At 39.1% G+C, this 25241-nt stretch carries 25 protein-coding genes and 1 pseudogene; 9 read left to right on the top strand and 17 right to left on the bottom strand.

From position 1 onward, the window contains the following. Positions 1-75 precede the first annotated feature (75 nt). From EJ994_RS03315 to EJ994_RS03330, 4 genes are read right to left on the bottom strand one after another with little or no spacing between them, the layout of a single operon-like run. On the bottom strand, positions 76-1902 hold the full coding sequence (locus EJ994_RS03315; RefSeq protein ID WP_126591195.1) for an ABC transporter ATP-binding protein: 1827 nt from the start codon (positions 1900-1902) through the stop codon (positions 76-78). Then, positions 1902-3611 (bottom strand): phospho-sugar mutase, encoded by a 1710-nt coding sequence (locus tag EJ994_RS03320; RefSeq protein ID WP_126591196.1) that lies wholly within the window; start codon positions 3609-3611, stop codon positions 1902-1904. Before EJ994_RS03320 ends, EJ994_RS03315 begins: the two co-directional genes overlap by 1 nt. 56 nt (positions 3612-3667) lie before the next feature. Further along, the gene (locus EJ994_RS03325) at positions 3668-4615 is read right to left on the bottom strand and encodes a glycosyltransferase family 2 protein (RefSeq protein WP_126591197.1); all 948 of its coding nucleotides are present in this window, start codon (positions 4613-4615) and stop codon (positions 3668-3670) included. Between the two features lie 35 nt (positions 4616-4650). Further along, positions 4651-5175: a DUF4199 domain-containing protein gene (locus tag EJ994_RS03330; RefSeq protein WP_126591198.1), complete on the bottom strand. Its 525-nt coding sequence runs from the start codon at positions 5173-5175 to the stop codon at positions 4651-4653. A gap of 181 nt (positions 5176-5356) precedes the next feature. Here EJ994_RS03330 and EJ994_RS03335 point away from each other — a divergent pair, with 181 nt between their 5' ends. From EJ994_RS03335 to mtaB, 3 genes are all read left to right on the top strand, one after another. Continuing rightward, positions 5357-5638 carry a type B 50S ribosomal protein L31 gene (locus tag EJ994_RS03335; RefSeq protein ID WP_099575127.1) on the top strand — a complete coding sequence of 94 codons (282 nt, stop codon included), beginning with the start codon at positions 5357-5359 and terminating at the stop codon, positions 5636-5638. Between the two features lie 138 nt (positions 5639-5776). After that, complete coding sequence (locus EJ994_RS03340) at positions 5777-6952, top strand: GlmU family protein (protein WP_126591199.1); 1176 nt, start codon at positions 5777-5779, stop codon at positions 6950-6952. A gap of 27 nt (positions 6953-6979) precedes the next feature. Continuing rightward, the gene (gene mtaB, locus EJ994_RS03345; protein ID WP_126591200.1) at positions 6980-8308 is read left to right on the top strand and encodes a tRNA (N(6)-L-threonylcarbamoyladenosine(37)-C(2))-methylthiotransferase MtaB; all 1329 of its coding nucleotides are present in this window, start codon (positions 6980-6982) and stop codon (positions 8306-8308) included. 29 nt (positions 8309-8337) lie between these two features. On the opposite strand, the gene EJ994_RS03350 is transcribed toward mtaB, so the two are convergent. Continuing rightward, positions 8338-8631, bottom strand: coding sequence for a GNAT family N-acetyltransferase (locus tag EJ994_RS03350; RefSeq protein WP_099574874.1), 294 nt, complete (start codon positions 8629-8631; stop codon positions 8338-8340). A gap of 172 nt (positions 8632-8803) precedes the next feature. On the opposite strand from EJ994_RS03350, the gene EJ994_RS03355 reads away from it, so the two are divergent. Both EJ994_RS03355 and EJ994_RS03360 read left to right on the top strand, forming a co-directional pair. Continuing rightward, on the top strand, positions 8804-9466 hold the full coding sequence (locus EJ994_RS03355) for an alpha/beta hydrolase (RefSeq protein WP_126591201.1): 663 nt from the start codon (positions 8804-8806) through the stop codon (positions 9464-9466). A gap of 44 nt (positions 9467-9510) precedes the next feature. After that, positions 9511-10467, top strand: coding sequence for a lytic transglycosylase domain-containing protein (locus EJ994_RS03360; RefSeq protein ID WP_126591202.1), 957 nt, complete (start codon positions 9511-9513; stop codon positions 10465-10467). A gap of 259 nt (positions 10468-10726) precedes the next feature. On the opposite strand, the gene EJ994_RS03365 is transcribed toward EJ994_RS03360, so the two are convergent. Beyond that, positions 10727-11242, bottom strand: coding sequence for a DUF2892 domain-containing protein (locus EJ994_RS03365; protein ID WP_126591203.1), 516 nt, complete (start codon positions 11240-11242; stop codon positions 10727-10729). A gap of 238 nt (positions 11243-11480) precedes the next feature. Between EJ994_RS03365 and rpmH the strand changes: the two genes are divergently transcribed. Continuing rightward, positions 11481-11648 carry a 50S ribosomal protein L34 gene (rpmH, locus tag EJ994_RS03370; RefSeq protein ID WP_027067351.1) on the top strand — a complete coding sequence of 56 codons (168 nt, stop codon included), beginning with the start codon at positions 11481-11483 and terminating at the stop codon, positions 11646-11648. Between the two features lie 89 nt (positions 11649-11737). Then, a complete protein-coding gene (carB, locus tag EJ994_RS03375) occupies positions 11738-14590 on the top strand; it encodes a carbamoyl-phosphate synthase large subunit (RefSeq protein WP_099574878.1) in 2853 nt (950 codons plus the stop codon). Positions 14591-14661: 71 nt separating this feature from the next. Here carB and EJ994_RS03380 read toward each other — a convergent pair whose 3' ends face one another. The 6 genes from EJ994_RS03380 to gndA form a co-directional block, all read right to left on the bottom strand. Then, positions 14662-14877 (bottom strand): hypothetical protein, encoded by a 216-nt coding sequence (locus EJ994_RS03380; RefSeq protein ID WP_241240842.1) that lies wholly within the window; start codon positions 14875-14877, stop codon positions 14662-14664. A 60-nt stretch (positions 14878-14937) separates the two neighbouring features. Next, positions 14938-15288 (bottom strand): ribose-5-phosphate isomerase, encoded by a 351-nt coding sequence (locus EJ994_RS03385; RefSeq protein WP_126591204.1) that lies wholly within the window; start codon positions 15286-15288, stop codon positions 14938-14940. A gap of 3 nt (positions 15289-15291) precedes the next feature. Further along, a complete protein-coding gene (locus EJ994_RS03390) occupies positions 15292-15660 on the bottom strand; it encodes a glyoxalase (RefSeq protein WP_126591205.1) in 369 nt (122 codons plus the stop codon). Positions 15661-15716: 56 nt separating this feature from the next. Next, positions 15717-16475, bottom strand: a complete 759-nt coding sequence (locus EJ994_RS03395; protein ID WP_126591206.1) for a class I SAM-dependent methyltransferase — start codon at positions 16473-16475, stop codon at positions 15717-15719. Beyond that, a complete protein-coding gene (locus tag EJ994_RS03400; RefSeq protein ID WP_126591207.1) occupies positions 16472-17065 on the bottom strand; it encodes a hypothetical protein in 594 nt (197 codons plus the stop codon). Before EJ994_RS03400 ends, EJ994_RS03395 begins: the two co-directional genes overlap by 4 nt. A 67-nt stretch (positions 17066-17132) precedes the next feature. Next, positions 17133-18542, bottom strand: a complete 1410-nt coding sequence (gene gndA, locus EJ994_RS03405; protein ID WP_126591208.1) for an NADP-dependent phosphogluconate dehydrogenase — start codon at positions 18540-18542, stop codon at positions 17133-17135. Between the two features lie 139 nt (positions 18543-18681). Here gndA and zwf point away from each other — a divergent pair, with 139 nt between their 5' ends. Further along, positions 18682-20214 (top strand): glucose-6-phosphate dehydrogenase, encoded by a 1533-nt coding sequence (zwf, locus tag EJ994_RS03410; RefSeq protein WP_126591209.1) that lies wholly within the window; start codon positions 18682-18684, stop codon positions 20212-20214. Between the two features lie 88 nt (positions 20215-20302). Further along, complete coding sequence (gene pgl, locus EJ994_RS03415; protein WP_126591210.1) at positions 20303-21022, top strand: 6-phosphogluconolactonase; 720 nt, start codon at positions 20303-20305, stop codon at positions 21020-21022. Here pgl and EJ994_RS03420 read toward each other — a convergent pair. From EJ994_RS03420 to EJ994_RS03440, 5 genes and pseudogenes are all read right to left on the bottom strand, one after another. Then, complete coding sequence (locus EJ994_RS03420; RefSeq protein WP_099574885.1) at positions 21009-21554, bottom strand: acyl-CoA thioesterase; 546 nt, start codon at positions 21552-21554, stop codon at positions 21009-21011. The genes pgl and EJ994_RS03420 overlap by 14 nt on opposite strands. Continuing rightward, positions 21554-21919: a 6-phosphogluconate dehydrogenase gene (locus tag EJ994_RS03425; protein WP_099574886.1), complete on the bottom strand. Its 366-nt coding sequence runs from the start codon at positions 21917-21919 to the stop codon at positions 21554-21556. The genes EJ994_RS03420 and EJ994_RS03425 overlap by 1 nt, the downstream gene beginning before the upstream one ends. A gap of 1 nt (position 21920) precedes the next feature. Beyond that, positions 21921-23269 (bottom strand): annotated as a pseudogene (gene rmuC / locus EJ994_RS03430) (DNA recombination protein RmuC). A 33-nt stretch (positions 23270-23302) separates the two neighbouring features. After that, on the bottom strand, positions 23303-24073 hold the full coding sequence (locus tag EJ994_RS03435) for an ABC transporter ATP-binding protein (RefSeq protein WP_241240843.1): 771 nt from the start codon (positions 24071-24073) through the stop codon (positions 23303-23305). A gap of 41 nt (positions 24074-24114) precedes the next feature. Continuing rightward, on the bottom strand, positions 24115-25146 hold the full coding sequence (locus EJ994_RS03440) for a FecCD family ABC transporter permease (protein WP_126591211.1): 1032 nt from the start codon (positions 25144-25146) through the stop codon (positions 24115-24117). Positions 25147-25241: the final 95 nt, after the last annotated feature.

Raw genomic sequence — 25241 nt, forward strand, 5'->3', positions numbered from 1 at the left:
AGCTCAACATTAATTGCTACACAAGCGTCAGAAAGTTATAAATCTCGATTATCAAGTAAGCTGTAATAAAATGGGTTATGCGTCAAGGGATTGCATGGTGACCAACTTTTTATAGGTACCGTTCTTTTCTATGAGTTCTAGGTGTGTACCTTGCTCTACGATTTCTCCTTTCTGAAGTACTACTATATTGTCCGCATTCTGAATGGTAGATAAGCGATGGGCGATTACAATGGAGGTACGGTTCTTCATCATTTTTTCTAACGCATCCTGTACCAATCGTTCACTTTCTGTATCCAAGGCTGAGGTGGCCTCATCCAAAATCATGATCGGCGGATTCTTTAAGACCGCCCGTGCTATGGATAAACGCTGTTTTTGACCACCGCTTAGTTTATTACCGCTATCGCCAATATTGGTGTCGTAACCCTTTGGCAGGTCCATGATAAAATCATGGGCATTGGCAATTTTAGCGGCCTCCTGTATTTCCTCTAAAGAGGCGCCCTCTTTTCCCAGACCAATATTGTTCTGAACGGAATCATTGAATAGAATGGAGTCTTGGGTAACCAAACCCAATAAACCTCGAAGCGATTTTTTTGAAAGGTCTTTTATATTGATGCCATCAATTTTGATGGTACCCTCGTTTACATCATAAAACCGTGTTACCAGATTGGCAATAGTACTTTTACCACTACCGGACTGCCCAACCAATGCCACCGTACCTCCCTTAGGAACATTTAGGCTAAAATCCTTTAGTACATAATCGGCCTCGTATTTAAAGGAAATGTTTTCTAGAGTGATATTGTTGTCAAAGGCTGTTTTCTCAATTGCATTATCAATTTCAGCAATAGGATTATTGGTCTCTAATATTTCCAGCACCCGTTCTGCCGCAGCGTTTCCTTTTTTTACGCCGTAAGACGCTTTACTAATGGCTTTGGCAGGTGTAAGGATATTATAGGCCAAGCCCATGTAGGCGATAAAAGAGGCGGGGTCTAGTGTTTCATCGACCAAAACCATTTTTCCGCCGAACCATAATAACACCCCTATGACTAAAATACCTAAAAACTCACCTGTAGGAGAAGCAAGGTTTTGACGATTTAGAAGGGTATTGCTGAAATTAAAAAAACGTTGAGTAGAGGCACTGAAAGTTTGGTAAAAACGGGATTCGGAATTAAATGCCTTTATAACTCGCAGTCCACTCAGTGTTTCTTCTATGACCGATAAAAATTCGCCTTGCTCTCTTTGAACATCATCAGATTTCTTTTTCAGGGATTTTCCTATTCTAGATATTATCATCCCGGCAAGAGGTATGAAAATAAATACGAATAGCGTTAGTTTTCCACTGATTCCGAACATAATAAGAATGGTGAACAAGATGGTCAACGGTTCACGTACTATAAGTTCTAGAATAGAGAGGAATGAATGCTGAATTTCCAATACATCAGAAGATATTCTAGCGATAACGTCACCTTTTCGTTTTTCTGAATAATAAGAAATAGGGAGTTCGGTTATTTTTTGATACATGCTATTCCTGATGTCTTTGAGTACACCATTCCTTAAAAAGGTGATAAAATACATAGCCAAGTAATTGAAAAGATTTTTCAGTAGAAAGAGGACTAAGATTAATCCAATAACCAGTATAAGTGCTTTCATTTTGTCTTCTCCTGCATATTGCGTAACATGGTAACCCAAATAGTCTATAAAATAGTCTTTAGCGTTACTGATACCTTCAAAAACAGGAAGTTCAGTGACTGGCTCCGTTTGCTCAAACAGCACATTAAGCATTGGAATCAATGCTGCAAACGAAAGTGCACTGAACAGCGCATAAAGGATATTAAAGAAAATATTTAGATAGCCATAACGGCTGTAGGGTTTCGCAAAGCGAAGAATCTTCTTGAAATAATCCATTAACTCAATTTAAGCTCGCTTAAAATGCGCGCTATTTTTGCATCTAGCGTAGCGGCTACAGCCTTGTAATTTGCTGCCGTATCCAATTTTGTATTGGTACTAATGTAGAATTTCACCTTGGGTTCCGTACCACTTGGTCTTGCTGCAACACGAGTACCATCTTCGGTTTCATAAATCAAAACATTGGATTTTGGAATATTTATAGCTTTTTCTTCTCCGGTAAGGACATTCTTGGCAGTAGAAGTATTGTAATCCTCTATCCACTTTACCTTAGAACCCGCAACGGAGCTTACAGGATTTTCCTTAAAGTCTTTTAGCATCTGCTTAATTTCTTCCGCGCCACTAATGCCCTTTTTAGTTATAGAAACCAAGTGTTCTTTGTAAAAACCGTAGTCAACATAGCAATCTATTAAATCCTTGTAGAAAGAACTGCCATTTGCTTTTGCCTCAGCCGCAATTTCGCAAGCGAGTAGGGTAGAAGTCACGGCATCTTTATCGCGGACAAAGTCGCCCACCATGTACCCGAAACTTTCCTCACCACCACCAATAAAATTGGATTCGGGAAAGTCTTTTATCATTTTTCCAATCCATTTGAATCCGGTCAAAGCAGTTTTGAATTCCACACCATAGGCTTTTGCCATCGTCTCCATCATAGGCGTAGAAACAATGGTGGTAGCAATAAATTCGTTCCCTTTAAAACCTTGTTCTTTTCTTTTTTCCAATAGGAATTTAGTCATCAGCACCATAGCTTGGTTTCCGTTGACAATTTCCATTTCCCCGTCTAGATTTCTAACGGCAATACCCAACCGGTCACTATCCGGGTCGGTACCTACAACCATATCCGCACCAATTTCTTCCGCTTTTTTAACGGCCATGGACAAGGCTTCCGATTCTTCTGGGTTTGGTGATTTTACCGTTGGGAAGTTTCCGTCTGGTTTAGCCTGTTCTTCTATGATGGTCACATTTTTGTAGCCCGCACGTTTCAGAACTTCCGGTATGGCGGTGATTGAAGTTCCGTGCAGGGAAGTAAAAACTATTTTGAAATCATCCTTTCCAGCAGCATTGAAATTCCCGTTTGCTACGGATGCTTCAATAAAGGCCTCGTCTACCTCTTTATCAATTACTTCGATTAAACTATCGTTGGATTGAAACTTGATATCTTCTACGCTAAGGGAGTTGATCTCGGAAATAATTTCACCATCTTGTGGGGGTACAATTTGTCCGCCGTCTGTCCAGTATACTTTATAACCGTTATATTCCGGAGGGTTGTGAGAAGCTGTCAATACAATTCCCGCATGGCAATTTAAATGACGTACCGCAAAAGAAAGTTCCGGAGTGGTGCGCAGTTCCGAAAAGAGGTATACTTTAATTCCGTTCGCGGAAAAGACTTCGGCCACGGTTCTAGCCAGTGTATCGCTGTTATGGCGACAATCAAAAGCAATAACCACTTTTATATCCTCGCCGGCATATGTTTTATTGAGGTAATTACTTAAACCCTGTGTACTCTTACCCAAGGTATATTTGTTGATTCTATTGGTACCAACGCCCATGACTCCGCGCATACCGCCAGTTCCAAATTCCATGTTTTTATAAAACCTGTCCTTTAGCTCATCGGTGTCATTTTCAATTAAATGCTGAATTTCTTTTTTAATGGCTGGGTCAAAAAAATCGGTCATCCAGCTTTTGGCGGTATCAAGGAAGTTATCCATGTAATCTGTTTTTGTTTAGTATTTAAATTTACAAAGAAAATTATATTCAAGAAGCGCTATAGAGCTATCTTATCGGCAATGACATATCTTTTTTCCTCTCGCTTGGAGCGTATCATAATTTCGCCTAAAAATCCGGCTAAAAATAACTGGGTCCCCATAACCATTGATGTCAACGCAATATAGAATTGTGGTCTATCCGTAATCAACCTTCCAAAGGGATTTAGGAATAGTTTATCAATACCTAAATAAAGGGCAAAACCAAATCCAATAAGAAACATGACAACTCCCAAAGCACCGAACAAGTGCATGGGTCTTTTTCCGAATTTAGAAACGAACCAAATGGTTATCAAGTCCAGAAAACCGTTTATAAAACGATCCATACCAAATTTTGTTTTCCCGTATTTTCTTGATTGATGTTGTACTACTTTCTCTCCGATTTTAGAGAAACCGGCATTTTTTGCCAAAACGGGGATGTAGCGGTGCATCTCCCCAGAAACTTCAATTGTTTTTATCACAGAACGGTCATAGGCTTTAAGACCGCAATTGAAGTCGTTCAATTTAACTCCGGAAGTACGGCGTGCGGCCCAATTAAAAAGTTTAGAAGGGAGGTTTTTAAAAATGATAGAGTCGTATCTTTTTTTCTTCCACCCGGATATAAGGTCATACCCCTCTGAACTGATTAAACTGTAAAGGGCCGGAATTTCCTCTGGATTATCTTGAAGGTCCGCATCCATAGTGATGACCACATCACCTGTAGCAGCGTTAAAACCTGCATGTAATGCTTGTGATTTTCCGAAATTACGAAGGAAACGAATACCTTTTACATTCGTATTCTCCTTTGAAAGTTTAGAAATGGTAGCCCAGGAAGCATCGGTACTACCATCGTCTACGAATATGATTTCGTATAAAAAATGATTGGATTGCATCACGGATACAATCCAATCATGAAGCTCTTTGAGCGATTCTTCTTCGTTTAATAAAGGAATTACAATAGATAGCTGCATTGGTTGCTTCAGAAATTCCTATCAAAAGTACAAACTTAGTCTAGATTTTCCTGTTTTTTTAGTACCAAGGCCGGAATTAAAGTCAAAATAAAACCAAAAAAGATGCTCCCCAATAGTCCGAAGGCGATTTGCATTACGGGCGTTTGAAATTTCTTACCCATGGCCAATTGCTCATCTATCTGGGCAGGAGTTAGCGACGAACCCTCCAACATTTTGTTCTTCTGAAATTCCATAGCCTTATCCAACATATCTGGATCAATTACGTTAGCCATTAACTGGTTGAATATTACACCAATAATTCCCCCAATAAGACAAAGCCCAACTCCAACTTTTAGCGCTTGTCCAAAGGACATAAATCCATTATTCGCTTTTTTGAATTGTACCAGGGCAAGTATGATTACTCCTAAGGTTATCAGGAGACTTATAATGATAGTCATGAAATCTCCTTGGTAGTGCATATCCATAGAGTAGAGCATTAATCCAAAAATGACTCCAATACCACCAGATAGTAGACCGTAATTAAGTGCGTATTTTCCTGTTTTAGGTTGATTTTCTTCCATAATTGTGTTTATTTAAGGTTGATTTACGTAGTTGGTATGTTTTTCTGATAAAATGTTACGTTTAATGTACAAAATTATTTCATCTTTTTTGAATTAATAAATTGCCTATTTCTAGAAAATAACTAAATTTGCAGCCTTAAAACCAGTGCCCGTCGGAATGGGTGCGTTAAAGTTTGAAACAATGCAAAAAGGAATACACCCAGAAAATTATAGATTAGTTGCCTTCAAGGACATGTCTAACGATGAAGTGTTTTTAACCAAATCCACTGCGGATACCAAGGAAACGGTAGAAGTGGATGGCGTAGAATACCCTTTGGTTAAATTGGAGATTTCTAGAACATCTCACCCGTTTTATACTGGCAAGGCTAAATTCTTGGATACGGCAGGACGTATTGATAAATTTAAGAACAAGTACAAAAAATTTGCTAAACCTGAAGCTGACAAGGCAAAAGAGGACGAGTAAAATTTTCTTACAGATAAATAAACGCCCTTGATTCAATATCGAGGGCGTTTTTTGTTTTAGAACAACTAAGTTTCTTGCCCTTGGTCAAGAATTCTTTAAAGAAGCTTCAGAATAGTTAATTTTGCAAAAAAATATTTCATGAACTATATTCTTTTTGATGGCTCGGTAAGGAATAATCTATTGCCTTTTACCTTTACGAGACCCGTAGGGGAAATCAGGATAGGGATTATGACCATAAAAGAAAAATGGGAAGCTTATCTAAAGGCTACTTTTTCATACCATACCGAGGATTATTTGGGAGTAAAATATCCTTTGATCTTAAAAAAGGATAACGTGTTTGTAAATGCGTCTTTTTTGCCTAATGAGCAACTAGTTACTGCAGTTAAGGAAATCAAAGAGAATCAGGCGCTATTTTCTAATGAAGGGTTGGTAGCCTATCGTTCCAGTGCGGTATTACAAGAAAAAGCTATTGACGCTTTGGATAAAGTTGTATTCGAGGCTGCTATTCTAAATATAGAACACACTTGGGATATCTTTTCCAAAAATGGTGAGGCACTACAGGCAGATTTTGAGTTTCTGACCAAGGGTAGGTTATCTCAACCTATTTCAAAAACTAATAGTCTTATTCACCCAGAGCGTATTTTTTTAGAGGAAGGCGCAAAGGTGGAGTACAGTATTCTTAATGCCACCGATGGGCCCATTTACATAGGTAAAAACGCGGAAATTTGGGAAGGAAGTCTCGTCAGGGGAGGTCTGGCTTTATGTGCCAATGCCACCATTAAAATGGGTGGTAAACTTTATGGACCAACGACCATTGGGCCACATTCTAAAGTTTGTGGCGAGGTAAGCAATTCCGTTATTTTTGGCTATTCTAGCAAAGGTCACGAAGGATATCTGGGAAATGCGGTACTTGGGGAATGGTGCAATATTGGTGCGGATTCCAATAATTCCAACCTGAAGAACAATTATGCCAAAGTACGTTTGTGGAATTACGCTACGGAGAAATTTGAACAGACAGGCCTGCAATTTTGTGGCCTCATGATGGGCGATCATAGTAAAACGGCTATCAATACCATGTTGAATACGGGTACGGTAGTAGGGGTGAACGTCAACGTTTATACGCCAGGCTTTCCCAGGAATTTTATACCCAGTTTCAGTTGGGGAGGAGCTTCCGGCTTTTCTACCTATATGCCGAACAAAGCTTTTGAGGCGGCAAAGGTGATGATGGCAAGAAGGGGAGTAGCGTTTAATGAGATTGAAGCGGCTATATTAAATCATGTATTTGAAGAAACCAAGAAATGGCGTAAGTACTAGTTCTCTTTCAAATATGAGGTAAAAGACATGAGCAAGAAAGTAGCATTTTATACATTGGGCTGTAAGCTTAATTTTTCCGAAACTTCCACGATAGGAAGGAATTTGGTGAAAGATGGTTTTGAGCGTGTAGACTTTTCCGAGAAAGCGGACATGTATGTTATTAATACTTGCTCCGTAACCGATAATGCGGACAAAAAGTTTAAAACGATTGTAAAACAAGCGCAGAAGGGAAACCCGGAAGCCTTTATTGCTGCGGTAGGGTGTTACGCACAACTAAAACCCGAAGAGCTTGCTGCCGTAGATGGTGTTGACCTAGTATTGGGTGCGACGGAAAAATTTAAAATCGGGGATTACATTAATGACCTTACTAAAAATGATTTCGGAGAAGTTCATTCTTGTGAGATAGCCGATGCCGATTTTTACGTAGGTAGTTATGCCATAGGAGACAGAACCAGGGCTTTTTTAAAGGTACAGGACGGATGCGATTATAAATGTACTTATTGCACCATACCCTTGGCAAGAGGCATCTCTAGAAGTGATGCTTTAGCGAATGTCCTACACAATGCTGCTGAGATAGCTAGTCAAGGAATTAAGGAAATTGTGCTGACCGGAGTAAATATTGGGGATTATGGTAAAGGCGAATTTGGAAACAAAAAACACGAGCATACTTTTTTAGACCTGATCAAAGCTTTAGACCAAGTAAAAGGAATCAGCAGGCTTCGTATTTCCTCTATAGAACCGAATTTGCTTAAGAATGAAACCATCGATTTTGTGGCCAACAGCAAGACTTTTGTACCACATTTTCACATTCCATTGCAAAGTGGAAGCGATGCGCTACTAAAACTGATGAAACGTAGGTATTTAACGGCATTGTATACGGAACGCATCCAAAGAATAAAACAAGTAATGCCCCATTGCTGTATAGGCGTGGATGTAATCGTCGGGTTTCCGGGAGAAACAGAAGCACACTTTCTGGAAACCTACCATTTTTTGAACGCGTTAGACATTTCTTACCTACATGTTTTTACGTATTCCGAAAGAGACAATACGGAGGCCGCTACGATGGACGGAGTCGTTCCTAAAAACGTACGGAATAAAAGGAGTAAAATGTTAAGGGCTTTATCCGTTAAAAAACGAAGGGCTTTTTATGAAAGTCAAGTTGGTTCGGAATTTGAGGTTTTGTTTGAAGGTGAAAATAGGGGAGGCTATATCCAAGGATTCACAGAAAATTACGTCAAAGTAAGAACGCCTTGGAATCCGTCTCTTGTCAATACACTGCATAAGGTAAAGCTAAAAGAAATAACAGCGGACGGGTTAGTAGCTATTGAATTTTTGAATAGTGAAGTAATACTATAAAAAAAGCCTCTCGGATGAGAGGCTTTTTATTAGATTCTAATGCCGACGGGCAACATTTCTTTGTACTGTCTGTTCTTCCTTAAGAACCCAGCAATAGAAGGGCTGGTAGGAACCACTCTTAAGTTTTTTTCCTGAATGTGATGAAGAACTGATTTGATGAAATTTTCTTTGAAACCTTCTTTGGTAATTCCCTCGGGAACTACGAGTTTGGTCAAAAACACTTTTCTTTCCTGAGAAGAATACTCAATTTTTGCGAGCTGACCTTCTACAGTGGTCTCGAATTGACGCAAGAAAGCATTGTCCTTAATAATAACATCGTTCATATAGTTTATTTTAGTGTTGGTATAAGACAAAAAAATTACGATGTTCTCCAATCGTAATTTCCCTTGTTATGATTAAATTAGGTTTAAAATCCTATAAAAGGCCTTTAAACTATAGTTCTCAAAGTTAGTAAAAAAATACCTAAATTCCTAGTTTTTACGGTGTTCGCATATTATGGTCAATTCCAAAATACATATTTACTTTATGCCCGGGATGGCCGCCAGCGGTAAGATTTTTGAATATATTAGGTTGCCTGAGGACCAATTTGAGCTACATATCCTAGAATGGACTATACCTTTTAAAGGGCAGTCTCTTTCGCAGTATGCCCAAGAAATGTGCAAACTAGTACGACACCAACGTCCTGTTCTAATTGGGGTTTCCTTTGGAGGTTTACTAGTGCAGGAAATGGCAAAAATAATTTCCGTGTTAAAAGTAATTATCATTTCTAGCATTAAGCAAAAATCGGAATTACCTAAGCGAATGTTATTTGCACGCTATACGAGCGTACATAAACTACTGCCAACAGGATTGGTGAACAACGTTGAACTACTGGTCAAATACGCATTTGGCGAGACAGTTACGAAAAGATTGGAGCTATATGAAAAGTACCTGTCCGTACGGGACAAAAACTATATAGATTGGTGCATACATGAAATGGTAAATTGGCAGCAAACGGCTTATGACAAAAATCTTGTGCATATTCACGGCGAGAAGGATACCGTCTTTCCTGTGAAGCATATCAAACAGTGCATAATAGTTAAAAACGGAACACATACCATGGTAATTCATAGGGCAAAATGGTTTAATGAGCACCTACCTACAATTATTTTGGAATAAGACTGTTCTATTGATACCTTTGAGTGTAATTAAAAGCAAGATAGATGAAGATTTTAAAGAATGTTTTAATGATTTTGGGAGTGGTCTTTGTTATGGGCACACTAATCTTTGCCGTAAAATCCAATACTGTTGGGAGTAAAGAAACCGAGAGTGTTGTTAACGATAGTATAGAAAAAAATGTTGCTTCATCCTACCGGATTTCATCTATTGATATTCCAGAGGATTTAAACTTCGCCGGAGAAATAGTTCCTCAGGAAGACCCGGAAATAATGGAGCGCGTGGATAGGGAGTTCTTGGTGAATACCTATTGGCAGTCCAACGCTTTGCTTTTAATGAAGCGGGCCCACAAATATTTTCCGGTTATAGAACCTATTTTGGCTAAAAACGGAATTCCTGATGACTTTAAATATTTAGCGGTTGCTGAAAGTGGTTTAACTAATGTCGTGTCCCATGCCGGTGCCACCGGTTTTTGGCAGATTATGAAGGAAACAGGTCGTGAGTATGGTCTGGAGGTCAATTCCAACGTAGATGAAAGGTACCACTTGGAAAAGTCTACGGAGGTCGCTTGTGAATACCTTAACAAATGGAAGAATAAATACGGGAGTTGGACGCTTACGGCAGCAGCCTATAATGCTGGACCAGGCGGAATCAATAAATACATGAGAATTCAGAAAGTTGATAATTACTATGATTTGCTGTTAGGACAGGAAACAGGTAGATACGTGTTTAGAATTATGGCAATAAAGGAGATACTTTCCAATCCAGAAAAATATGGCTTTCAAATAGAGAAGGAAGACATGTACAATGCCGTACCTACGTTCACGGTTGAAATTGATGAGCCCGTAGCGAGCTTTGCGGATTTTGCCAAGGAATACGAAATTACCTACAAGATTTTAAAAAGGCACAATCCTTGGTTGCGGGAGCCACACCTCAATAACAACTCTAGAAAGAAATACACCATCGAGATTCCGAACAAGGGATATTATATGGAGTCTAAGTAGAAGCTCGTTTACCGAAATTATTCAATTTTTCCTATTGCTCAAGGATAAAGCGTAAGAATTCCTGAGAGCATTTTTGCTTCTAAAGGTAAAGCAACAGCGTGGCATTTGGAATAATATAAATCCTGATATAGGAAGCGACGTCTTGTTGTCAACAAGAAAGCAACTACAGCTAAGGAAAAATAGTATTTTACCAACAGCCATTTGCCTACTCACAACCGCCTACTACCAACTGCCAACTGCCTACTTCCTATTACTGTAACTATATCTTCTTCATTTGCTGCTGCATCATTCTAATCTGCTCGGTCAGCATATTGTTTTTATCCAATTTCTTTGCTTCGTTGAGTAACATGGTAGCCTCTCTTTTACGTCTTTTTTGCATAGCTATACCCGCCAAGCTTAATTTTGCCATCGCTACATCATAGTCCATCGTAAGACCAAGTTTCAAGGCTTTCTTAAAGTACTTTTCCGCTTGGGTTAGATTGGTCTGTGAAAAGATAATGCCATGCAGATAATTGTAGTAACCCTGTTGTTTCGTGGTAAGCGCTCCTTCTGGGTTCTTAATTTTATTAAGCCAATTTTGGGTACCCGTCAAGTCTTGCTTTCGCATTCTTAGAAAGGCTAAAAGTATAATCTCGTTTCTGAAATAGAGGAATATAAAGATGAGTGATAACAAAATTAGGAATATTCCATTTCCTATATAACCTTCAATCATTTGATAAACGGCAAAGGCAATGATTAATCCCGCTATTACAAGTTTTATATTTTTGTTGAACATGATGCTGTTTTTGTTACGTCCTTTAAATTAATTCGGAATTGAAAATGACGTATAATTTGTGTACTTTGGTTACTTTAAATCGGTTCGGGCAAAATTAGGGAAAAGCTTGGTTTTGAAGTGTAAAGAATTAATAAAAAATTTTTTTCATAACGACTTGTCAAAGAAAAAACTCTTTGTATATTTGCGCCCAGTTTTGCAGATGATTCTGTGAAGTATCAACAACGAAAAGGTTTAAAAAATGCCCGGACAGAAAAGAACATATCAGCCATCAAAGAGAAAGAGAAAGAATAAACACGGTTTTCGTGAGCGTATGGCTTCCGTAAATGGTAGAAAAGTTTTGGCTAGGAGAAGAGCAAAAGGAAGAAAGAAGTTAACCGTATCTTCTGAAACAAGACACAAAAAATAAATGATTTCAATTTTTTAAAATATTGAAGGTGTTACTTTTTTAAAAGTAGCACCTTTTTTTTGTCCAATAACTACACACTATATCATAACATGCCGAAAAGAAAAGATTTAAACTCGATTTTAATTATTGGTTCAGGACCCATAATCATTGGTCAGGCTTGCGAATTTGATTACGCCGGATCACAATCCCTACGTTCCCTGAAGGAAGACGGAATTGAAACTATTTTAATAAATAGCAATCCTGCTACAATTATGACGGACCCTTCCATGGCCGATCATATTTATTTAAAACCATTGACTACAAAATCGATAATAGAAATCTTAAAAGAGCATCCACAAATCGATGCCGTTTTGCCTACTATGGGTGGTCAGACAGCTTTGAATTTGTGTATAGAAGCCGATAAGAAGGGAATCTGGGAGGATTTTGATGTACAAATGATAGGTGTGGATATTGATGCTATTAATATAACCGAAGACAGGGAGCAGTTCCGCGAACTAATGCTGAAAATTGGTGTGGGTATGGCACCGCAGGCAACAGCGACCTCGTTCCTAAAAGGAAAAGAAATTGCTCAGGAATTTGGTTTTCCCTTAGTGATTAGAGCATCCTATACCCTTGGTGGTGCGGGTGCTTCAATTGTTCATAAGCCCGAGGATTTTGATGCGCTGTTGAGTCATGGTCTGGAGATTTCCCCGATACATGAGGTTATGATAGATAAGGCCCTAATGGGTTGGAAAGAGTACGAATTAGAATTACTAAGGGATAAAAATGACAATGTAGTCATCATCTGTGCTATTGAGAATATGGACCCAATGGGAATCCATACGGGGGATTCCATTACGGTGGCACCCGCAATGACACTTTCGGATAAGACCTATCAAAAAATGCGTGATATGGCCATTCATATGATGCGTAGCATAGGTGATTTTGAAGGTGGTTGTAACGTTCAGTTTGCGGTGAGCCCGGACGAAAATGAAGATATCATAGCTATTGAGATAAATCCTAGAGTTTCGAGATCATCGGCCTTGGCGTCCAAAGCAACGGGTTATCCTATTGCCAAGGTGGCCACCAAGCTAGCTATAGGTTATTCGTTGGATGAGTTGGAAAATCAGATTACAAAATCTACTTCGGCCCTCTTTGAACCTACCTTGGATTATGTCATTGTAAAGATACCCCGTTGGAACTTTGATAAGTTTGAAGGGTCTGACCGTACCTTGGGGCTACAGATGAAAGCCGTTGGAGAAGTAATGGGAATAGGCAGGTCTTTCCAAGAAGCACTGCACAAAGCCACACAGTCCTTAGAAATCAAGAGAAACGGTTTGGGAGCTGATGGAAAAGGATATAAAGATTACGACCAAATTATAAGCAAGCTAACCATACCAAGTTGGGACAGGGTTTTTGTGATTTATGATGCCATTCAAATGGGAATCCCGTTGAGTAGAATTTATGAAATCACAAAAATTGATATGTGGTTCTTGAAGCAGTATGAAGAACTGTTCCAATTGGAGAAAGAGATTTCTAAATTCACGATAGCCACCTTGACCAAAGACCTATTATTAGAGGCCAAGCAAAAAGGCTTTGCGGATAGGCAAATAGCGCATATGCTAGACTGCTATGAAAGTGAAGTCTACAACAAACGAACAGAATTAAACATTAATAGGGTTTATAAACTGGTGGATACCTGTGCGGCTGAATTTAAAGCAATGACCCCGTATTACTATTCCACTTTTGAGGAAGAAATAGAAACACCGGACGGTACAAGATATGTTGAGAACGATAGTATCGTTACCGACAAGAAGAAAATAGTTGTACTAGGTTCGGGCCCAAACAGGATAGGGCAGGGTATTGAGTTTGATTACTGTTGTGTGCACGGTGTATTGGCCGCGGCGGAATGCGGTTATGAAACCATAATGATCAACTGTAATCCAGAAACGGTTTCCACAGATTTCGATACGGCAGATAAATTGTATTTTGAGCCGGTTTTCTGGGAACATATTTACGATATCATCCGTCATGAGAAACCCGAAGGAGTAATCGTTCAATTGGGTGGACAGACGGCTCTAAAGCTTGCCGAAAAACTATCCAAATACGGAATTAAGATTATTGGCACCAGCTTTGAGTCGCTCGATTTAGCTGAGGATAGAGGAAGTTTCTCCACCTTGTTAAAGGAGAATAATATTCCTTTTCCAGAATTCGGTGTGGCAGAAACCGCGGATGAGGCCCTACAGCTTGCGGACAAACTTAACTTTCCCTTATTGGTAAGACCTTCTTACGTATTGGGAGGTCAAGGAATGAAAATTGTAATCAATAAGGAAGAGTTGGAAGAGCACGTGGTAGATTTATTGCGTAAGATTCCAAATAACAAACTACTATTGGATCATTATCTAGATGGCGCCATCGAAGCAGAAGCAGATGCTATTTGTGACGGCAAGGATGTTTACATCATTGGTATCATGGAGCATATTGAGCCTTGCGGTATTCATTCCGGAGATTCCAACGCTACCTTACCACCATTTAACTTAGGGGAGTTTGTGATGCAGCAGATTAAGGATCATACTAGAAAAATTGCCTTGGCTCTTAATACGGTAGGTTTGATAAATATTCAATTTGCGATTAAGGATGACATGGTCTATATCATTGAGGCTAATCCTCGTGCATCAAGAACGGTTCCGTTTATTGCAAAGGCATATAAAGAGCCTTATGTAAACTATGCCACTAAAGTGATGCTAGGAGAGAAAAAGATAAAGGATTTTGATTTTAATCCACAATTAGAGGGTTATGCCATTAAACAACCGGTTTTCTCTTTCAACAAATTTCCTAACGTAAATAAGAATTTAGGTCCGGAAATGAAGAGTACAGGAGAAAGTATTCTTTTCATTGACAGTTTAAAGGATGATGAATTCTATAACCTTTACGCGAGAAGAAAAATGTATTTGAGTAAGTAATTCAATACATATCTACAAGATTTACAACCCCCATATTTTTTGGGGGTTGTTCTTTTATAAATGAGTGTAGTTTATACTTTCACAAGAACATACCCTCTTTTTGTTTTAGTGTAGTTTTTGCCATTCCATCGGTAATACCGTTTCCCGTTTACTTTAACAAGGGTATAATTTACAGGTCTTTTTTGGACGGTAACTACGCGTTTGGGTGTTGTAGTTCTAATTCTTGTGGCACATGAGCTAAGACCACACATTGACATAACGATTAGTAAAATAAGGGACTTTTTCATAATCTTAGATTTTATATTTTCAATAGGACTACGAAAATTGGTAAAGGTTTAAGATAGGGGTTAATTGAACCAGACAGCATATTTTTTGCGTCGTAGTTCCAAGGCTAAGGTTTCTTCCATTTTTAAGGCCGCTGCCCTATTGGATAATGGAGCTATGTGGTTGTATAAACTACCACGAAGGTATAGTCCATATTTTTGAACGATATTGGCGGATAATTTATGTCCTTTTGAGTTTCTATAACCTGTTTTATGTTGCTCAAAACGTTCCTTGGGACTTTTACTGGTCATACCCACATATAAACATTCCAGCACACCATTAAATTGCGGATTGGCTTCCCTGAACTTTCTATTTTCGGTAAAAACCTTTTTAGAGAGTTCTACGACGTAGATATGATATTGGGTTTTTGGCAATTATCAGTACGCTTTAAATTTTCCAAAATGCCATAAGATGCCGCTAGGGTCGTAGAGAAAGAACTCGCTTCCCCAATCGTTATGAACAATTTCCGATAAGCGAACCTTATCGTATTTTTCCGTTAGATTTAGGCTTTTGATGTGCGTTAAGGTGCTTTTTAAATCAGTAACTTCAAAGAAAACCATGGAATTATCTACCCAGTCTTTGACGTAGGCGTCTTGTAAATAGAACCCAAAATCCCCACTACAGAAATAGGACATGTTTTCAGAGGTTACGATTTCCTTAAACCCTAAATCGTTATAGAAATTTCTGGAAATAGTATAATCCTTAGCGCCGATAAACGTTCTGATGGATTTTCCTGACAGTTTCATTGTGGTTGTCGTGGTCTAAATGGATATGATATTAAGCACTACCCATTTTAACATATTTATTCGGTATTTCCGTTGGTTTTAATACATTTTAAGCCAATAAACCTTGGATATTTCCATTTTGAAGGATATTCACTCATTATTTCATTGTTAGGTATAGGCTCTCTCATTTCTATGATTTGGAAATTGTATTTACCTAATAAATTGACATATGTTTCTAAAGGTCTGTGATAATGCGTCGTTTTAAAAGATGAATGATTCAGAGTGATATTGAAGTTCGCTTCAATTTCGATTTCTTGAGAATAGTTAAACCAGTCCTGTTTTTCATAGCCCCAATACAATGGCCAGAAGTAAGGGTGGGTTATTGTAAAAACTAAATGCGAATTTAGTTTTAATAACTTACTCGTGCTTTTTACCACGTCTTCCAAGTTAGGGACGTCCATAAACGTCATGTTCGAAATAGCCAAAGAATACTTATTACTATTTAATTTCGAATGATTTTCAATTGAATTTGTGACGAAATTTATCTCTGGGGAAGATATTTTTGCTTCTTTTATTGATAATGGGCTAACATCAATTCCTGTTAATTTATTGGACTTTTTATAAAATTGTTTAGTAGAATATCCAGTTCCGCAGCCTAAATCAATGACATTTGAGAAATTACTATCAGAGGTCATGTCCAATAATATTGGAATCAGTACTTTATCCATGCTGATATCTTCATGTCTTCTTAATTGCTTTGACCTGACTTTCGCAATAGCGTCCCATTCCTTCGATATTTCGCTATTACTTTTATATTTTTTTCCTCCTTGAATCATTTAGCGCTTTTTTCTAATATTCTCACCAAATCATTGGCTACTTGAAAAAAGGGGTGTTCTCCATTTCCAAATTCTTCTATTAAATGCTTTCCGCTATCAATGGATTTGCCAACTGCTATTTTTGCGTCATCTCTGCCATAGTTTATAATCGTAAATCTCGATAGAGGAGTATAATCTAATGATGGATATTCTATGATAATTGCACCTTCATTTTCAAGTTCAACTGCTTTGTCAATTTTCTTGGGCATACATATAATACATTCTCTATTTCTTGATTTATTCCTCAATAAATTTTTCATTTCATCGTCATTGACCCAACTCATATCTCTTGTGAAAATTACTACTCTTCCTCCGTTTTTTATCCAATCAAACATATAGTCTCGTATATCAGATTTATTTTTGTAAACCTGAGGTTTATTTGAAGTGTATTCGATTACCAATAAATAAATGGATACAAAACACAAAAAAAATGATGCAAACAAAAGAAACCACTCTAGTCCTCCAAATGTTTGTTGATCAGATTTTAAGGTAAAGATTAATCCAAAAAGCGATGCTATTGAACCAACTTGAGAAAGTATATTTTTTATCATTTTTAATTTTCGGAATTTAACACGCAACCTTATTTAATCGGTTTTAGGCATTTTGCTAATTTTCTCTTTAATCCTTCCATTCCGTATGAAATACACCTTCTTTGTCCAATCGCTCATAGGTATGCGAGCCAAAATAATCGCGTTGTGCTTGTATAAGATTCAACGGTAGTCTGGAAGACGTATAGGCATCAAAATAAGTTAGTGAATTGGAAAGTCCCGGTAAGGGTATTCCGTTCGTTGCGCCATAAGCTACCAGTTCACGAGCCGCATCAACGGTACCTTGAACCTTCTTAACAAAGGTAGGGGAAAGCAACAGGTTAGGTAATTTGGCATCCGTTTTAAACGCATCGGTGATATCTGCTAAAAGTCCGGCACGGATGATACAACCTGCCCGCCATATTTTGGCAATTACCGCAATATCCAGTTCGTACCCGTATTCTTTGGAAGCATCTGCAAGTTGGTGAAGGCCTTGCGCATAAGTAATGATAAAAGAAAAGTAAAGTGCCTCTTCACTTAATTTCTCCAGTTTGGCCTTGTCCATATGTGCCACTTTGGGTCGGTCGTACAGCGCATCCGCTTTAATGCGTTCATCCTTAAGAGCGGAAATTTCACGCATGCTTACGGCCACATCTATAGAAGGTACAGGGATACCTAAATCCATCGCGTTTTGGCTGGTCCACTTTCCAGTTCCCTTTTGCTTCGCCTTATCCAGTATTTTATCAACGAGTCGTCCATCACCCAAATCATCTTCCTGTTCAAATATTTCAGAGGTTATTTCTACCAGAAAAGATTGTAGGCGACCTGCATTCCATTTGGCATAGGTAGCGTGCAATTCATCATTGGAAAAGTCACCTCCTTTTTTGAGTACATCATAAATTTCCGAGGTCAGCTGCATTAATCCGTATTCAATACCATTATGCACCATCTTCACATAGTTTCCTGCAGATTTTGGCCCTAGATAGGCTACACAAGGCTCATCTTTGTACTTGGCGGATACGGCCTCAAAAATAGGTTTTACATGCTGATAAGCTTCTTTATTGCCCCCGGGCATGATGCTAGGTCCTTTTCTTGCCCCTTTTGCACCACCGGACACGCCAGCCCCAAAAAAGTTAATTCCTTTTTCGGATAAATACGCTTCGCGTCTGTCCGTATCGGTAAAGAAAGAATTGCCACCGTCTATAATAATATCGCCTTCCTCCAAATCTGGAAGCAGGTTTTCTATAACAATATCCACCACCTTCCCAGCAGGGACCAGAAGCATAATTTTACGGGGTTTGGACAGTGCATTGATGAAAACCTTGGCATCGGTCGTGGCGTCCACTTTAGTTTTGTCACCCCCCTCTTCAATAAGCGCACTTACTTTTTCCGTATCCAAATCATTACCAAAGGCGGTAAAACCGTTATCTGCAACGTTGAGGATAAAGTTTCTGCCCATTACACCCAATCCTACCAATCCAAAATCATATTTCTGCTCCATATTATACTACTTGTTTAAAATAAAATTCTATTCAATCAAAAATAAACGAAAATATCTTTACAGGGGATTATCTTACCATAAACTCATTGCTATTGCCTTTTCTTTTCGATACTTTTATACGCGAATAAGATGTTCCTTTATGAAAAAAAAACAAAACCAGATGTTGGTTATTTTTGGCGCTTCGGGCGATTTAACGGCCAGAAAATTAGTGCCTGCCCTTTTTAACCTCTTCAAAGCCGACCAGCTACCCAAAAATTTTGTGGTTCTAGGGGCGAGCCGCAGTAATATGAGCGATGAAGCGTTTCGAGATAAGGTAGTCCTAGAAAGTGAATACCTCAAAGAAAAGAGTAAGGATGTTTCTGAAAAGAAGATGAAGACTTTTGCTTCTAAATTCTTTTATGAGGATTTGGGTGACACTTATGACGGAGATTATTCAGGTCTAAAAAAACGTATTCATGAACTGAACGATAAGAAAAAGACAGAAGGGAACATTATGTATTACCTGTCCACACCTCCAACCTTGTACGAATCCATTGCCAAGAGTCTCTTCGATGCCGGTTTAAGTACGCAAAACAACGGTTGGAAACGACTAATTGTTGAAAAACCCTTTGGCTATAGCCTAGAGACGGCCCAACAATTGAACAATGGTCTGCAACAGTATTTTAAGGAAAATCAGATTTACAGGATCGATCATTATTTGGGCAAGGAGACCGTTCAAAATCTGTTAGTTACCCGTTTTGCGAATAGTATTTTTGAGCCATTGTGGAACAGGAACTATATACACCATGTGGAGATAACCAATGCGGAAAGTGTGGGTGTTGAGAAAAGAGGCGGTTACTATGACAAGTCCGGTGCATTACGGGATATGTTTCAAAACCACCTGTTACAAATAGTATCGTTGGTGGTCATGGAACCACCAATAGGCGATCAGCCAGAAGAAATCCGTAATGAGAAAGTAAAGGCATTAAAGTCCTTACGAATAATGAAGGATGCTAAAACCCTGCACGACCATACCATTAGAGCCCAATATATGGCCTCGAACATAGATGGTAAGGCGGTCAAGGGATATCGGGAAGAAGAAGGTGTAGCGGAAGATTCCTTAACGGAGACCTATGCTGCCATTAAATTTTATGTGGATAATTGGCGTTGGAAAGATGTTCCGTTCTATGTGCGCACCGCCAAAAGAATGCCCACTAAAGCCACAGAGGTGGTCATCCATTTTAAGACGCCGCATCATCAAATTTTTCAGGATACCGGTATGCACAACAAGGATAATAAACTGATCATACGCATACAGCCAGATGAAGGTATTTTGGTAAAGTTCGGGGTGAAAGTTCCGGGACAAGGTTTCAAGGTGGAGCGCGCCAATCTTGATTTTTATTATGATAGCCTAGCAGAAACAAAAGTTATGGAGGCCTATGAACGCTTGCTTTTGGATGCCATGCAAGGAGATGCGACCTTGTATGCCAGAGCAGATGAAGTAGAGGCGGCTTGGGAATTCGTAGACCCTATTCTGGACTACTGGAAGAACGGAAAGGACGTACGTATGTATGGTTATGCTGCCGGTGTTTGGGGACCTGAAAATGCGGATGAACTCATTGACGGAATAGGTTCGTGGAGAAATCCAGGTCCTAATTTGACGGATGACCCTGGTTTCTGCGTGCTTTGCTAATTTAAGGAGTAAAGAGGAGTGTCCACAGATTAGTTAAGTTGAATTTCTGGTTTGGCGGAGTCGAAACCTGGTTTTTAAAAAGTTTGAAATGGAATTAAAGATTTACAAGGATAAAAACGAAGTCGCAAAAGAATTTTCCAGCTACTTAGCGGATTTTGTGGCTGCGAAAGAAACGGTGCATATTGCATTATCAGGAGGAAGTACACCAAAGATTGTCTTTGATAGGTTAGCTTCCGATTATGCAGCTAAAATTGATTGGAGTAAAATCCATTTTTATTGGGGTGATGAGCGTTGTGTACCACCCACGGATGAACAGAGCAATTATAAAATGACGGTAGACCATCTTTTTTCTAAGATTACTATGCCAGAAGAAAATATTCATCGTGTTTTGGGAGAGAATAATCCAACGGGAGAGGCGATGCGCTATGCAAATCTTTTGGAGATTAACTTGGATAGGGTAGATGGGATACCTCAGTTTGACCTGGTGATTTTGGGCATGGGTGATGACGGACATACAGCTTCTATCTTTCCGCATGAAATAGCGCTATGGCATGCTGAGGATCATTGTGTTGTGGCTACGCATCCAGATTCTGGTCAAGAGCGTGTTTCCATTAATGGAAAGGTGATCAATAAATCCAAGGAAGTCGCTTTTTTAGTAACGGGCGAAAGTAAAGCAGAAAAAGTAACCGAAATCATAAGCAAAACTGGGGAACATAAAAGTTATCCGGCAAGTCTCGTAAACCCTGAGTCGGGAAATTTAGTATGGTTTTTAGACCATAGTGCGGCTTCAGGGGTTAAGGGAGATTAAGTTTGCAATTTTCAGAAGCTAGAACGGCAAGAAATTCATCAACTTTAAAATTGTTTTCATCAAACTTGGTATCTCTTTTAAAGGCCGATTCTTTTCGGAATTTACTTCTAGCAAAACGTCGTACACCTTGCGCATCGGTTACCAATAGTCCAGGAATGGCTACACTATTGCCTTCTTCATCTTTGGCTACCATAGTGAAGTAAGAGGAATTACAGTGCTTCTTTTTGCCCGTAGTAATGTTTTCCGATTCTACACGTACACCTACGACCATAGAAGTCTTTCCGGTATAATTAATAGATGCCCTTAGGGTGACCAGCTCTCCAACTTCAATGGGGTTTAGGAAATCTACGCGATTCACCGAAGCCGTTACGCAATAACGCCTAGAATGCTTGGAGGCACAGGCAAAGGCGATTTGGTCCATAAGATTCAGAATATGTCCGCCATGTACTTTCCCGCCAAAATTGGAATGGGAGGGTAGCATTAATTCGGTAATTGAAACTCTAGATGCCTTTGCGCTTTTAAATTGTTCCATTAGTTGTTAAAATGAGGTGAATTTTCGGGTACCACGTCGGTAATAAAATATTTGGTATCTCCTAACCACATAAAAGTAGCAAAGCGTTCTGTATAGTTTACTTTAACGTATTGTCCTTGATACTTCTTTAGCTTTTCAATAACTTTTTTATCCTTATCCAAGACGGAGAACGCAAAAATCTGGGCTCCAGAGATACCCTGACTAATTTCTCCCTCCCAGGTCTTAACGAGGACGCCTTTATGACTTATTTTAATTAACTCTCCAGAACGTACCCCTTCGCTATAGGGCACAAAATAAATAAATGCGTAGTATGCGGCTAGCAGCACAAAGAGTCCGCCTATAAATAGGAATAGTATTTTTTTCATATTATAATTTTAGTTTCGGCTCTTCTTCCGCAAAATCATCTTCTTGGGCACGTTTCAAAATAGGGTCTGGAATGGATTTTTAGCCTTGGCGCCCATTTTTTTAAGTTTTTCAATACTCGTAACGATGTTTCCACGACCTTCGACCAGTTTGTTCATGGCACCTTTATATTCGGCTTTGGCATCGTCCATTTTTTTACCAACTTTGGTCAGGTCCCCTACAAAGCCTTCAAACTTATCATAGAGGGCTCCGGCCTGTCTTGCAATTTCAATAGCATTACGCTGCTGTTTTTCATTGTTCCACATACTATCTATGGTACGCAAGGTAGCGAGTAGGGTAGATGGAGTAACGATGACAATGTTTTGTTCAAAAGCCTTGTTATACAGGCTATTATCATTATTTATCGCAATAGCAAATGCAGGTTCTATAGGAACGAACATCAACACAAAATCCGGACTCTCCATTTCATACAAATCTTCATACTTTTTGGCGGACAATTGGTCCACATGTCTTCGTAATGAATTGATGTGGTCTTTTAGATATTTCTCTTGTAAATCGTCCTCCGCATTAATGTATCGCTCATAGTCCGTTAGGGAAACCTTGGAATCCACAATCATTTTCTTACCATCTGGCAGGTTAATGATAACGTCTGGAAGTACGCGGGAGCCGTCTTCTCTGGTAAAACTTTGCTGCACGGTGTATTCCCTGTCTTTCTCCAAACCGGATTTTTCCAACACCCGTTCCAACACCAGCTCGCCCCAATTCCCTTGCATTTTACTATCGCCTTTAAGGGCTTTGGTCAAGTTTTCCGCCTCTTGGGTAATTTTCAGGTTTTGGGTCTGAAGGTTCAAGAGTTGCTCTTTGAGCGCTGAGTGAATGCTGATGTTCTCTTTTTGACTTTCCTCTACCTTTTTCTCAAAGAGTTGAATCTTCTCATTAAGGGGGGTTAAGATGTCTTTTATATTTTTTTCGTTTCGCGCTGTAAATTTTAAACTCTTCTCTTCCAATATTTTATTGGCAAGATTCTCAAATTCTTTAGTAAACTTTTCCTGCAGTTTTTCTACCTCTTCTTTTTGCTCTCTGTTCTTGAGCTGAAGGTTTTCCATATCGGCCTGATAACGAACTATTTGATTGCCGAGCTGTTCTTTCTCGTTCTGTAAATGTATTTTTTGTTCTTCCGTATCCCGTAAACGCTGCTCTAAGACGGTAAGATTATTATGCATTTGCTGCTCCCGTTCCTCTAGGGCACTCTGGCTAGATTTAGTCTTTAAATTTTGGATGTAATTCCCAAGAAAATAGCCTATTCCAAGGAAAACAAGGGCAATTAGTATATAAAGCAATGTCTCGTTCATGGTGTGTTCTAAAAACCGTAGTAAAGATACAGGTTACTTCTGAATACGAAAAGCTCCCGTAGCGGAATCAAAAGTTACGGTATCTGAAGGAAAAAGACGCTCAAAAGCCTTGTTTTTGATAAGTGTACAAGGTTGTTCAAAAGGGTTTTTAGCACCATCCAGAATTACCATTTTATCACAGAGCTGTATGGACATTTCTATCTCATGGCTTGTGAATAGAATTGTTTTTTGAGTTTGGTGCGCAATGGATTGTAACAATTTCAAGATTTGAACTTTGTGATACAAGTCTAAATGGGAAGTGGGCTCATCCAGTAGTATCATATCCGTATCCTGGGCAAAAGCTCTGGCAATGAGTACGCGTTGCAATTGTCCATCGCTTAGTTCATAGCACTTTTGATGTTTCAAATTTGTAAGCTCCAACATCTCAATAGCCGCGGTAATTTTTAGAAGATCGTTGGAGGATAGCTTGCCCAGCCAATTGGTATAGGGTTGTCTACCTAACGCTATGATTTCCTGTACTGTAAGGTTCTTTGAGGCAATCGGTTCTGTCAGGACCACACTGATTTTAGAGGCCAAAGTTAACGGATCATAATCCTCTAAATTCTTGCCGTTTATTTTGATGCTTCCTGAAATTTTAGGTTGAAAATTGCCAAGGGTCCGTAACAAGGTGGATTTACCAATACCGTTGATACCAACGATTGCGGTAAGCTCTCCTTTTTGAAGTTGAAAGTTCATATTATCGCAAATGGATATGGATTTATAGCCAATGGACAAATCGCTTACATCTAAGGCGCTATGTTTCACTTTTGTTTTAATGAATTATTTTTTTAGCAACTAACAACTATTTAAAATACCATTTTTCGACTACGCAATAATAACCATATAACCACTGGCGCACCGATGATACTGGTTATAGCGTTTATAGGTAGTACATTCACCGAACCGGGAAGTTGCGCAACCATATCGCAAATTAATAAAATGATTCCTCCATAAACGAGCACGGCGGGCACCAATATTCTATGGTCAGTTGTATCAAAAATTTGTCGTGTTAAATGAGGTACGGCTAAACCTACAAAGGCTATGGGACCCGCAAAGGCCGTAATACTTCCTGCTAACAATCCTGTAGCGATGATGATGATATAACGTGACTTTTTAAGGTTAATACCTAGACTTTGTGCATAATGCTCTCCCAGCAAGTATCCGTTTAAGGATTTAATAGACAGTACACTTAACAGTACGCCCAAACAAACAAAGCCCAGCAACAGCGCCAATTGCGACCAGGACAGGTTGCCGACACTACCAAAGGACCAATAGATGAACTGTTGTAATTTTTCCGCATTGCTTAAATAGGAAAGCACACTTACGATAGCCGCAGTAATACTTCCGAACATAAGACCGATAATGAGTAATGCCATGGTATCCTTTATTTTCAAGGCTACGACCAACACGGCCAACAGCACTAAGAAACTACCCACACTAGAGGCGATTGCCAGCGCAACGTCGTTGGCAAGGCCAAACGTCGCCAATCCGGAAAAAAAGGAAGCGCCCATAATAAGAAGGGCCGCCCCTAAACTGGCTCCTGAACTAATTCCTAGAACAAAAGGTCCGGCCAATGGATTCCTGAAAAGTGTTTGCATCAAAAGCCCGCTTAGTGCCAAGCCCCCACCAACTAAAATGGCAGTACAGGATTTGGGAATACGATAATTCCAAATGATGTATGCGGAGGAAGCGTCCTCTAATTCCCCTCCAAAAATCGCATTTACTGTATCCGATAAAGAAATAGAAACAGAGCCCAAGCTAAGATTTAGTACAAAACAAAGCCCTAATAACAGGATTAAAAAGAGGAATGAAAAACGATATGTTCTTTGATACTCCAATTATTCAAGCGGTTTAAAAAAGAAGGGTTGATGTTCCGGTAACAATTCTGGATGAAAAATATGTATCAAATCTTTTAGAACCAAATCCGGTCTTT

The sequence above is a fragment of the Maribacter sp. MJ134 genome, from assembly GCF_003970695.1.
In the GTDB taxonomy this organism is placed as follows: domain Bacteria; phylum Bacteroidota; class Bacteroidia; order Flavobacteriales; family Flavobacteriaceae; genus Maribacter.